This window comes from Pseudomonas sp. Irchel s3f7 (genome assembly GCF_900187615.1).
Lineage (GTDB): Bacteria > Pseudomonadota > Gammaproteobacteria > Pseudomonadales > Pseudomonadaceae > Aquipseudomonas.
This window is the reverse complement of the sequence record NZ_FYDO01000002.1, coordinates 63,696-76,020: the sequence shown is the minus strand read 5'-3', so window position 1 is coordinate 76,020 and position 12,325 is coordinate 63,696. Positions and strand designations below refer to the sequence as shown.

8 protein-coding genes and 1 pseudogene are annotated in these 12,325 nt (G+C 58.0%); 6 read left to right on the top strand and 3 right to left on the bottom strand.

Annotation, left to right across the window (positions count from 1 at the left end; all coding sequences use genetic code 11):
* Positions 1–37 precede the first annotated feature (37 nt).
* Entirely contained in the window at positions 38–346 is a 309-nt protein-coding gene (locus CKW19_RS01900; RefSeq protein WP_095056321.1) for a PsiF family protein, read from the top strand.
* Between the two features lie 183 nt (positions 347–529).
* Positions 530–1,543, top strand: coding sequence for an AI-2E family transporter (locus CKW19_RS01895; RefSeq protein ID WP_095056320.1), 1,014 nt, complete (start codon positions 530–532; stop codon positions 1,541–1,543).
* 102 nt (positions 1,544–1,645) lie between these two features.
* Here CKW19_RS01895 and CKW19_RS01890 read toward each other — a convergent pair whose 3' ends face one another.
* On the bottom strand, positions 1,646–2,911 hold the full coding sequence (locus tag CKW19_RS01890) for an Hsp70 family protein (RefSeq protein ID WP_095056319.1): 1,266 nt from the start codon (positions 2,909–2,911) through the stop codon (positions 1,646–1,648).
* A 295-nt stretch (positions 2,912–3,206) separates the two neighbouring features.
* On the opposite strand from CKW19_RS01890, the gene CKW19_RS01885 reads away from it, so the two are divergent.
* A complete protein-coding gene (locus CKW19_RS01885) occupies positions 3,207–4,151 on the top strand; it encodes a DnaJ C-terminal domain-containing protein (RefSeq protein ID WP_095056318.1) in 945 nt (314 codons plus the stop codon).
* Positions 4,152–4,178: 27 nt separating this feature from the next.
* A complete protein-coding gene (locus CKW19_RS01880; protein ID WP_095056317.1) occupies positions 4,179–4,484 on the top strand; it encodes a chaperone modulator CbpM in 306 nt (101 codons plus the stop codon).
* Positions 4,485–4,502: 18 nt separating this feature from the next.
* Here CKW19_RS01880 and CKW19_RS01875 read toward each other — a convergent pair whose 3' ends face one another.
* A complete protein-coding gene (locus tag CKW19_RS01875; protein ID WP_095056316.1) occupies positions 4,503–5,393 on the bottom strand; it encodes an RHS repeat-associated core domain-containing protein in 891 nt (296 codons plus the stop codon).
* Between the two features lie 96 nt (positions 5,394–5,489).
* Here CKW19_RS01875 and CKW19_RS01870 point away from each other — a divergent pair.
* Positions 5,490–5,585, top strand: a pseudogene (locus CKW19_RS01870) (chaperone modulatory protein CbpM); the annotation flags it as partial.
* A 19-nt stretch (positions 5,586–5,604) separates the two neighbouring features.
* On the opposite strand, the gene CKW19_RS01865 reads toward CKW19_RS01870, so the two are convergent.
* Positions 5,605–6,750, bottom strand: coding sequence for a sensor histidine kinase KdpD (locus CKW19_RS01865; protein WP_095056315.1), 1,146 nt, complete (start codon positions 6,748–6,750; stop codon positions 5,605–5,607).
* Between the two features lie 248 nt (positions 6,751–6,998).
* On the opposite strand from CKW19_RS01865, the gene CKW19_RS01860 reads away from it, so the two are divergent.
* Positions 6,999–12,278: an NEL-type E3 ubiquitin ligase domain-containing protein gene (locus tag CKW19_RS01860; protein WP_095056314.1), complete on the top strand. Its 5,280-nt coding sequence runs from the start codon at positions 6,999–7,001 to the stop codon at positions 12,276–12,278.
* Positions 12,279–12,325: the final 47 nt, after the last annotated feature.

Below are 12,325 nucleotides of genomic sequence, written 5' to 3'. Positions count from 1 at the left end.
GCCGTGTCTGTCGGTGCGGCAACAAGGAGAAATCTCCATGAAGATATTGCGTGCCCCGTTGTTGATCGTCGGTTTGCTGCTGTGCTCCCAGGGCTTCGCCGCCAACACGGCCCAACAGGAGAAGATGACCACCTGCAATGCCGACGCTACGGCCAAAAGCCTCAAGGGCGATGAGCGCAAAGCCTTCATGAGCAACTGTCTGAAAGCGGCCCCGGTGGCCAACGAGGCGGGAACAGCCTTGACGCCTCAGCAAGAGAAAATGAAAAACTGCAACGCGAACGCCACGGCCAAACTCCTCAGGGGCGATGAGCGCAAGGCGTTCATGAGTAATTGCCTGAAGCGGTAAAACGGCTCAAGGACAGTGGCAGCTATGCTGGCCTCATCGCTAGCAAGCTTGCTCGCGATGAGGCCGGTTGAGGCACTACAAAGCGTTAACCCTCGACCAAGGTCGCCCCACACAATCCCTAGTGCTCACACCGGATCGCTGGCAGACTGCCAATCCTTTTACGCCGTTCGTTTTTGAGGCTGTATGCCAACGTTTTCTCAACGTCAAGTTTTGCTGGTTATCAGCTGGATCATTATTTTTGGTGGTTTGTTGTTGGTGCTGCCGTTGCGCCTGTTACCCAGCCTGCTGGCCGGATTGCTGGTCTTCGAACTGGTCAACATGCTCACCCCGCAACTGCAACGGCTGATCGAAGGCCGACGCGCGCGCTGGCTGGCGGTGGCCTTGCTGGGGACCCTGATTGTCAGTGTGCTGTCGCTGATCTTTGCCGGTGCCTTCAGCTTCCTGCTGCACGAGGCGGAAAACCCCGGCGCTTCCCTCGACAAATTCATGGGAGTGGTCGACCGCGCGCGCGGGCAACTGCCGCCGTTCATCGACGCCTACCTGCCGGCCAGTGCCGCGGAGTTCCGCGTGGCGATTGGCGAGTGGGTCAGCAAGCACCTCAGCGATTTGCAACTGGTGGGCAAGGACGCGGCGCACATGTTCGTGACCTTGCTGATCGGCATGGTGCTCGGTGCGATCATTGCCTTGCAGCGTGTGCCGGACCTGACCAAGCGCAAACCGCTGGCGGCGGCGCTGTTCGAACGTCTGCACCTGCTGGTCCAGGCGTTTCGCAACATCGTGTTTGCGCAGATCAAGATTTCCCTGCTCAACACCGTATTCACCGGGATTTTCCTGGCGGTGATCCTGCCGATGTTCGGCATCAAGCTGCCACTGACCAAAACCCTGATCGTCCTGACTTTCCTGCTCGGCCTGTTGCCGGTGATCGGCAACCTGATGTCGAACACCCTGATCACCATCGTCGGCCTGTCGCTGTCGATCTGGGTGGCGGTGGCGGCCCTGGGTTACCTGATCGTTATCCACAAGCTCGAATACTTCCTCAACGCGCGCATCGTCGGCGGGCAGATCAGTGCCAAGTCGTGGGAGTTGCTGTTGGCGATGCTGGTGTTCGAGGCCGCGTTCGGCCTGCCGGGGGTGGTGGCGGGGCCGATTTACTACGCGTACCTGAAGAGTGAGTTGAAGCAGGTGGGGATGGTCTGACGGCAGCCACAAGCTTCAAGCTTCAAGCTGCAAGTAAAAGCCAAGAGCAAGCGCCGCCCTGCTTTTACTTGAAGCTTGCAGCTAGAGGCTTGCAGCTGCTCCTCAGCCGTATCGCTTGGCCGCTTCGATCGCCAAGCCACTGCCGATACTGCCAAAAATGTTCCCTTCCACATGCCGCGCCTTCGGCAGCATCGCCGAAACACTGTTGCGCAGCGCCGGAATCCCGCTCGAACCGCCGGTGAAGAACACCGTATCGACCTGATCGACCCGCACGTCGGCGTCCGCCAGCAGTTGGGTGACACTGTTGCGCACCCGCTCCAGCAGGCTGTCGATGGCCGACTCGAACAGTGCACGGCTCAGGTCCACGCTAAGGCCCGCTTCAATGCGGTCCAGCGGCACGTGGCGGCTTTCGGCGTGGGTCAGCTGGATCTTGGTTTCTTCCACTTCCATCGCCAGCCAGTGCCCGGCGCGCTGGTCGATCAGCTTGAACAGGCGATCGATGCCGCCAGTGTCTTCGATGTCGTAGCGCATGCTGCCCAGGGCCAGCTGGGATTTCTGCGAGTACACCGAGTTGATGGTGTGCCAGGTCGCCAGGTTCATGTGATGACTGGTCGGCATGTAGGCGCCGCTCTTCATGCGGCTGCCGTAGCCGAACAGCGGCATCAGGCCTTGCAGGCTGAGCTGTTTGTCGAAGTCGGTTCCGCCGATGTGCACACCACCGGTCGCGAGGATGTCCTCGTGGCGGTTATCCACACCCCGACGCTCCGGCGACAGGCGCACCAGCGAGAAGTCAGAGGTACCCCCGCCGATGTCGACGATCAGCACCAGCTCTTCTTTTTCGATGGTCGACTCGTAGTCGAACGCAGCGGCAATCGGTTCGTACTGGAACGAGACTTCCTTGAAGCCGATCTTGCGAGCCACGTCCACCAGAGTGTCTTCGGCTTCTTTGTCGGCCATCGGGTCATCGTCGACAAAGAACACCGGACGGCCCAGCACCACTTCTTCGAATTCCCGACCGGCGGCGGCTTCGGCGCGATTCTTGAGCTGGCCGATGAACAGCCCGAGCAGGTCCTTGAACGGCATCGCCGTGCCGAGGACGCTGGTGTCGTGCTTGATCAGCTTGGAACCCAGCAGGCTCTTGAGCGAGCGCATCAGGCGGCCTTCGTAGCCTTCCAGGTACTCGTGCAGGGCCAGTCGGCCGTATACCGGGCGGCGCTCTTCGATATTGAAGAAGACCACCGACGGCAGGGTGATCTTGTCGTCCTCCAGCGCGATCAGCGTTTCCACGCCGGGGCGCAGCCAGCCGACAGTAGAGTTGGACGTGCCAAAGTCGATACCCAAGGCACGGGCTGGAGATGCGTTGTTCATGTCTTTCAGGTTCCGGTTAAAAAACGGCCGCGCAGTGTATGTCAGTGCGCGACAGATTCGAAGGCCGGTTATCTGCTAAATCTCGCCTGATGATCCTTGAAAGACGACCGTTCACCCCCAAACTACCCTGCATCAACCGGTCAGCCGCTGGGCAGTCGCAAGAAGCCCCGCCTGCTGCCGATAAATTTTTGCTGCGCCGCCCGGTCACTACACTGAGATCGGTCAACCTCAAGGCTGCAAACAAGCGCATGCTGCGACGGTGGCGCGATTTTGATAACGGATGGTGATTCCCGCGATGGACTTCAAAGACTATTACAAGATTCTCGGTGTGGAACCGACCGCAGACGACAAGGCGATCAAGGCCGCCTATCGCAAGCTGGCGCGCAAGTACCACCCCGACGTCAGCAAGGAAAAGGACGCCGAGTCCAAGTTCAAGGACGCATCGGAAGCCTATGAAGCGCTGAAAAGCGCCGACAAGCGCGCCGAATACGACGACCTGCGCCGCTATGGCCAGCATGGCCAACCGTTCCAGGGACCACCGGGCTGGCAGAGCCGTGGCGGTTTCGGTGGCGGTGGCCAGGACACGGGCGATTTCTCGGACTTCTTCAGTTCGATCTTCGGTAACCGTGGGCCTGGTTTTGGTGGCGAACAGCCACGTCGCAGCACCGGACGTCGAGGGCAGGACGTGGAAATGGAACTTGGGGTTTTTCTCGAAGAAACACTGTCGACCGAATCGAAGAAGGTCACGTTCCAGGTGCCGCAATACAATGCGGCCGGCCAGCATGTGAGCAACACCAGCAAAAGCCTGAACGTGAAGATCCCGGCCGGTGTGGCCGATGGCGAGCGTATTCGCCTCAAGGGGCAGGGCGCGCCGGGTGTCGGTGGCGGCGCCAATGGCGACCTGTACCTGACGATCCGTTTTGCGCCGCACCCGAAATTCGACGTCGAAGGCGAGAACCTGATCATCACCTTGCCGCTGGCACCGTGGGAGCTGGCGCTGGGCGCTGAAGTCGCCGTGCCGACCCTGACCGGCAAGATCAACCTCAAGGTCCCGGCCGGCAGCCAGAACGGCCAGCGCATGCGCGCCAAGGGCCATGGCTTGATGAACAAGGCCGGTGAGCGTGGGTTCCTGTTCGTGCAGCTGAAGGCGGTCATGCCGAAGAAATCGGACGATGACATCAAGGCCCTGTGGCAGGAACTGGCGAAAAAAGCCGCGTTCGATCCGCGTGAGAACTTTTGATCCCATAGAACCAAGGAGTCGCTGACAATGAGCAGTCCCCTGATCGTTCAACTGGACCTGGCAGAATTCTGTGAGGCGACCGACCTGACGGACGTCTACGTGATCGAAATCGTCGAACACGGCATCCTCGAACCTCAGGGCGCTCAGCCCAAGGACTGGCGCTTCACCGACTACGAGCTGGCCCTGGCCAAACGCGCCGCCAAGCTGCGGCGCGATCTTGACCTGGAATGGGAAGGCGTCGCCCTGGCGCTGGACCTGCTCGAAGAGGTCCGGCAACTGCGGGCGGAGAACCGGATGTTGAAGCAGCGGTTGGGGCGGTTGTTGGTGGAGTAGGGCCCCCTAAAAAGACCTTCAGCGCCTAATATGAGTGTTTCTGGTGGATGTAGGTAATTTGGACAAATCGGCCATTTGAACGCTGCGTTGGTGAGGGTTGCCAAGAGCGTCGTAACTCACTGAGTATTGACGTGTGACAGATGCTGACAACGTCCTGATTGGTGGTACTGGAGCAATAGGATGTTGATAGGGCTCACTTTTCCAGAATTTACGGAAGCGTTCGGGCTCTCCAGGTTTCCAGTTGGGACTGATGACGCCCACCTCCCCACCCGCGTCATTAAAGTGTGGCTTTTGTTTTGGCGGGACTGGTGGTGGAACATCAGTCTTAAGCCGAGAAACAATGGGATTTTGAATGGCTATTTTGTTATGAGTCTGTCCTGCGATTGACGATATATTTTCGTATCTGGGAGGGGCCACATTATGAATGAGACCTGTATTGATCTCACCACTCTGATCGGCCACTTGGATGAGAGGGTTTAAGCTGGACGTGCTAGATGCACTCGTTAAGCGGGTGTTACGCGGCGATATTAGTTTTGTAAAAAAGGTTTTGATATGCCCCGTCGGATCAGAAGCATTCACCGGATCCCCCACGCAATACATATACGCATTCAACCCACCCTTCCCAAACGGGCTCCAGCTGTCCGGGCTGTGAAAGCGCATCAGCGTCGGATTGAATGCGCGGTAGCCTTTTCCCAGCAGATACCAACCGAGCGATTCGCGCAGTTCACCGTTGAAACCGAGTTGCGCGGTAATCGCCTGCTGCGCGGACTGTTTGCCATAGGCTGAATACGCAATCGGATTGAGCTTGCCGCCTGCGACTTCTACCAGCACTGAGTTTTTACTGTCGGTGGCCAGCAGAAGAGTGTGTGCCTGGTGGGGAAGGCGATTGCTATTGGCTGAGTCGGTCATAGTCAGGCCTGTTTTGATGAGCGTGTTGACGTTGAAGTCTTGCTCCCGGTTTTACCTTGAAGGCCTGCGGTTGGGAACTATCAGAACTGCTAGTGCGGCAATGCCCTGGCGCTGGACCTGCTCGAAGAGGTCCGGCAACTGCGGGCGGAGAACCGGATGTTGAAGCAGCGGTTGGGGCGGTTGTTGGTGTAGGCGCAGCCTTCGGCAGCGCCTACGTGTGCTGTCGAGTTTGCACTTTGCGTGGAAGCACCACGGTAAACGTCGTTCCATCCGCCTCATTGGAACTGATTTCAATCGTTCCCTGATGCGCGTCCACCACTTGCTTGACGATAAACAGTCCCAACCCGAGGCTGGTGGTCGGCTCGCCGAGTTCTTCGCTGGCGCTGCGCACCAACGGGTCGAAGAGGGTCGGGATCGCGTCGACGGGAATCGGCAGGCCGTCGTTGTGCACTGTCAGCCGCACGCTGTGTGCGTCGCCGCTGAGGGTCAGCGTCACTTCGCGTTTGTTCGAACCATGCTGCAGCGCGTTGCCGATCAGGTTTTGCAGCATTTGATCGAGCCGTCGCGGGTCCCACGCACCGTGGGTATCGCCCGTAATCGTCAGGGTCGGATCGCATTCCGGCTGTCCGGCACAGGCGCGGGCAATCGCTTCTTGTGCCACTTCGGCCAGGTCCATGGACGCCGGCTCGATCGGCAGGCTTTTGCCGAGGCGGCTGCGCACCAGTTCCAGCAAATCACTGACCATCATTGCCAGGTGTCCGGTGCCGCGCTTGATGTTGATTGCGCACTTGAGCGCATCCCCTTCCAGCGTTGCTTTGCGCAGCAGGATTTCGGTGGACATGCTCACCGCTTGCAGCGGTGCACGCAGGTCATGGCCGAGGATCGCCAGGAAGATGTCCCGCGAGCGATTGACCTGCTCGGCATAAGTGGCCGTGGATTCCGCCAGGGCTTCGTCGATGGCTTCGTTGAAGCGGATCATGTCTTGGAAGTAAGTCAGGTCCGGGGACTCGAGGCTGTCGACCCACAATCGGATCACACAGGCGCGCAGATGGCGGAATTCGCTGGTCATCTGCACCAAATCAAAACCCACGGTATGCCGAAGTTCGCCATGGCTGGCGCCGGCCTCGTCGAGGCTCGGGGTTTTCTCCGGCCCTTCACCTCTGGCCTTGGCGGCTTGTTCACTGGGCGTCTGCGGTTTGTTCATGTCCCGTGCCGAGGCCAACAGAATCGAACGTGCATGATCGCGTAAGGCAACGCTGTCCATGGTGTCAGCGGCCGGGGTGATGGTTTTGGCGAACTGCTCCCACTCATCGACGATGCGATCAACATTCAAGACGATGAACTCGGAAAGGCGCATGACAGTTACCTGGGCATGAAACATGGGGGACGAGTCGAAATAGTAGACCCTTTGGCGAGAAAAACACGACCGTGCATTCGACGGCATAAGCAAGGGCCGGGCGGGCGGTACATATGTATTTTCGGCAGCGTGTTTTTCGAACGAAACGAGCCATTTGACGCGGTTGGATCCACGTTTTTTTTGACTTTTATTTGGGCGTACCGTGAATAAGCTGGTGGCTCCCAATTCGTTATAAAAGTGAACCAACAATGGCCGATTTGCATGGAAGCAATTCGATAGAAAACGCCGAGTCCGTTTCGAACGACAACAAGGGAGTTCATTACAACCGCGTACTCGAAGCGATACCGCCGGCAATAAAAACGGCTCCGATTGCGCGTTTGAAAACGCTGGTCGAAACCAAACCGGCGATGCCGGATTGGCATGCAGGCGCGTCAGAAACCGATCGCCGAGAACTCAAAGCGTTGATGGACGAGCGCTGGCGCCTGCAAGGGCAACTGGACAAGACGCTCGGCGACTTGCAGCACGACATCAGCGCGTTTGCCAAACCTTTGCTGAGCAAGGGGTTGCAGTCGACATTCAATACCTCTTGGAACGTTGATGACCTGACCGTCCAACTTGAAGTACCGAGCACAATCATTTTCGGCATCGATACCGGCGCCAGTCGTGTGCGCACCTCAACGATTGTGGAAGCCGCGCTGCACAACTTCGAAGCGTCCGAAACCGAACAGAACGCCTATCGAAACAGTTCCGGTGTCTACAGCAAGGATGCGCGCGGCAATCTCGTGCGCGAGGCGGCGATCACGTTGCCAGGTTTCGCGACGTTATGTCGGGAGCTGGATATCGGTGGGCAATATCAGAAACACATCCAATCCATCTTGTTGCCAACTTCTGCCCAGGCAAAACAGAGGTTGCAGCAGGAGTCGGTGACCAGTGAAAAATCGGCCTTTCATGTGGCTGCGCTTGTTGCGCTATTGAAAGGCGACGTCAGCTCACAGGCGTATGGAAAATTGCTGGAGCTGCATAGCGGCCACACCAATGTCTCGCTGCATGATCGGCCGTTGCTCAGTCATCGCCTGTCGCTGATGGGATTCCGACTGACCGGCATTGTGCTGTTCAGTGCTGTCGCCGAGCCTTTGCAGATCAAGCGGGCAATCGATGCGTTGACCCCTGCGCAATGGAAGTTCTGGACTGACTGGTCTGAACGTATCCCGGGCCTGAGTGGTAACGCCTACGATAAATTCAAGCTTTTGCAAGCGTACTTCGCCAATGGGCCAAAGGGTGTGGTCAATGAGCTCAATCGCAACGATGACCTTCATCAGCAGAGTCGCTTGACCGGTCCGCTGATCGCCTACTTGCCGGATGACCCGGACCATCCGTTGAAGGAATACGCATCGCTGACCGACTTCATGAAGGCGCTCATCAGCCAGTTGCGAGACTCGAACTATCAAGCGTTCTTCAGCCGGTTTGTCGCGCACAGTGACAAAGGGCATTTCTTCGCCCGGGTCAACGAACGCCTCAAGACCTTCACATGGGCACAGCGCGAACCCCTCGACATGGGCCCTTGGTGGCGAGAAACGGCGGTCGAGAATCCCGATGCCGAGCCCATCACCAACGTCATTGTCGGGGATTTATGGTTGCGCCTGTTCATCGACCGACGCGACAAGGCCATCGCCGATGCGCGCAGCATTGCCGTGCCGACCGGCGATGAAGACGCAACGACGCGGTTCAAACGCCTGACCAGCTATCTCGACATCGGTTGGAACATTTTCAATTTCGGCGCAATGATCGTCCCCGGTTTAGGCGAGGTCGTGCTGGGCATCATGGTCGCGCAAATGCTGGCAGAGTTGGCCGAGGGGATCGAAGACTGGAGCAAAGGTGATACGGAAGAAGGGGCCGCGTATATCAATGGCGTCTTGATCAACTTCGCTCAACTGGCACTCATGGGTGCCGGGCATGCTGTGCCGGGCGGGGTGGTGAGCCCGGTCAAAGTGTCGCCGTTTGTCGAGGGTCTTAAGCCGGTGGCATTCGGGGAGGGAGAAAAGCTCTGGAACCCTGACTTGAAACCTTACGAGCATCCGGCCGTCGTGCCCGAAAACACGGTGGCGAGTGACGATGGACTGTACCGGCATCAAGGGCAGGATCTGCTGCGGATCGACGATAAGCATTATGCGGTCAAGCAAGACCCGGCGACAGGACAGCAGCGACTTGCGCACCCGACCCGGCCTGATGCTTATCAGCCGTTGCTGGAGCATAACGGGGTCGGCACCTGGAAGACGGAACTCGACAAGCCGCTGGAATGGGACAAGGAGACAGTGCTCCGGCGTTTGGGAGCGTCTGTTGACGGATTCTCCGATGAAACCCTGGAGCAGATTCTGAGCGTCAGTGGCGTGGACGAAAGTGCGTTGCGCCGAATGCATGTCGAACAGGAAACCATACCTGCACTGTTGGGCGACACGATAAAGCGCTTCAAGGCATACGCCGACGCCGAGGCGTGTGAAGCGTCAATTCTGGCCAATCGAGTCAATGCCGATTGGGCGGGATTGCTGCCCCGTTTCATGACTGAGTTATCCGGCTGGCCACAGGGTAAGGCCATTGAAGTGTTCGAAGGGGCCGATTTTTCCGGTGCTTCGACCAAGGAGGGATCTTTCGACGCAGTCCCGGCCGACACATTGAAGATAAGTCGTCAGGAACTCATCGCAGGAAAACTGCCTGAAGGGGTCATCGACTTCCTGAATGAAGAAGGCCAGCGTGAGCTGCTGGGGCAGTGGCTGTCAGGTGATCGGCAGGCACGCGTCGAAGCGTTGCGCAAGCAACTTTCCGCGCAGGCAGCAAAGCGCAAAAAGTACCTGTTCGACAGCTTGTATGCGCAGCGTGAAGGCTCGACCAATCCGTTGGTCAATCGACTCAAGGGTGACACCTCGGGACTGTCGACAATCCTGGCCGAAGAGCTGCTGCGCAACGCGGACCCTGCCGACGTGCAACACATGAGCGACAAGCAGCGGGTGCCTTTGGCGCTGTCTCGAAAGGCTGAACAGGCGCAACAGCAATTGCGTCTGAACCGTGCCTATGAGGGGCTTTACCTCACAGAACTGCATAATCCGGATACAACTCGATTGGCCCTGCACACCCTGGAAACATTGCCGGGTTGGTCAAGGGACCTGCGATTGGAAATTCGTGACTTTTCTGCGCAAGGAGCCTTGTTCGACAGCATTGGGTCAGAAAACGCGCCGACACGAAAAATATTGATCCGGGATCAAGAGGGCCGCTTCGAGGCGCGTGACGAGCGCGATCAGCACCTGCACGGTCAGGACAGTTTTTATGCTGCGGTGCTGCATGCCTTGCCCGACACGCAACGCACGGCGTTGGGTTTCGATATCCATGAGGCGTCGAGGCTAGAGGCAACCGTTCGAGGAAAACCGCTGAGTCACGAACGGCTTGAACCGATCCTGCTGGAGAACCCGATCCGCAAACCGCATTACGATCCCGACATCATGAAGTTGCGGGGCGGCATGCAAGGTTACGCGCGACAAGCCATCGAGAGGGCAGGGTTTCAGCGGCGCGCCGGTTCGTTGTATCCGGGTTTTGCCCGTGAGCAGGTTGAAACGCTGCTGGCCGGGTTCGGGCAGGATAATGCGGCAGTCGAACTGCGGCTCAGGGCATTGGAAACCGAGTTCGATCAGTTGAACCGGACTCTGCAGCAATGGATCAATTCCCAAACGGTGTCGTTTCGGCTCAGCCCGGCGGGTGTGGCCGAGTGGGAGTCCAGAAATCGCCTGTACAAATTGATCAGGCAGTGCTGGCAGCGAGTCGGACCACAAGGGATCGAAGTGCCTGGAGTCATCCGCCCGCAAGCGCTTGTCCTGGATGATCTGCCGATGAGTCGGCATCTTGTGCAACTGCCGGAGTTACCGGGCAATTTTGATCATGTAACGCGATTAAGCCTGCGTAAAACCAACCTGCTGGCCAGCCAGTCTCGATTTCTTGCGTCCTTCGGTCGAGTGCGAAATCTGGACCTTACCGGCAACCTGCTTAATCGCCTGCCCCATGAAGTGGGTGAGATGCGGTTCCTCACGCACCTGTTTCTCAATGACAACCAGATCGAACTGACCCACAGCGCCGTTGCGCGTTTGAAAAACCTGACGAGGCTCCAATGGCTGGAAATGAATGGCAATCCGTTGGGGTTGGTGCCGAATATCAGCCAGATGCCGAATCTGGAGATTCTGGCGCTGGTGGGAACCGAGATTGACCGCTGGCCTGTAGGGTTTTTCTCGAAGCCACGTCCCCGGCGTATCTACCTGGATCTGCGTTTCAATCGACTCCTTCAGATTCCCGAAGTTGCCCCGGGCTCATTTCGTGCCGAACTGCTCACGCGCACCCGGTTGAGTCGCGAACCGGCGTGGATTTCGTCGCAGAGCCTGGACACACTGAGGCTTTATGCCGAATCAGTTGGCCTGGAGCCTGATCGGCCATATCCGCCACGTGGGCCGGTAGACAGTGCCATGTGGGACGAGGGACTGACCGAGGAAGAGTGGAACGCAAAGCAACCCATATGGGACGCGATAGAGGATGAGTACCACTCCGTGAAATTTTTCGATGAGATCAGGAGGTTGACGCAATCCGCTGACTTCACGGCTGGAGGTGCGTACCAGATCGACCTGACCGGCAAAGTCTGGCGAATGCTCGAAGCGATGGCTGAGAACACTGAGTTGCGTGAAAAACTGTTCAACGAAGCCATTGCCCCCACCCAGTGTGTAGACGGAGGGACTCAACTGTTCAATGCGATGGGCATCGAAGTGTTGGTCCATGAAGCTTACGCGCTGCTCAGCGAAGACCTGGTCGAAGCCGAACTGTTAAGCCTCGCCCGGGGTAAATCACGACTCGATGAGATTGGTGCCATTGCTCGTCATCGTGTCGCCGAACGTCTGGCGGCAGGCGAACGTTTCAGGCAGGTGAATGCACACGGTGAAGTCACCGGGACAATCGATGAGGTGGAGGTTCATCTGGCTTACATGACGGATCTGGCGCAGCGACTGGACCTGCCGTGGCAGGCGCGCGGCATGCAGTTTCGCAAGATCGCCGGTGTGACGCCGCAGATGATCGAAGCGGCTGCGCAACGGATTCAGGCGCTGGAGGAAGGGGCGCTGTTACGCGACTCGATAGCGCAACAGCCCTTGTGGAGAACGTATGTGGAAGGATCCAACCGTGAGGCGTTCAGTCGTTTGCGTCGTCGAATCGATGCAACCACCGAATACAAGATAGCGCTGGACGAAAGGGCCGAAGCGGTCACTTTGTCGGTGGAGGAGACCACCCGGCTCAATGCAGACATCAAGGCGTTAGCCGCTGAGTTGGGGAAACCGGAAAGTGACTACGCACCGGGGCGTGTCATGGGTGAAGAGGACTATGTGGCGCAGCTTGCGCTTATTGATGCGGAAACAAACGCACTGGTGCTAAAACTGACGCAGGAAGCAATGGACCGGGCAAAACTGCAAAGGACTGAAATCCCTTTTACCGTCAAGCAAAGCAGCTGATTGCTTGAACCTGGCCCCGATGACAGTGATGTGTCATCGGGGCTTTT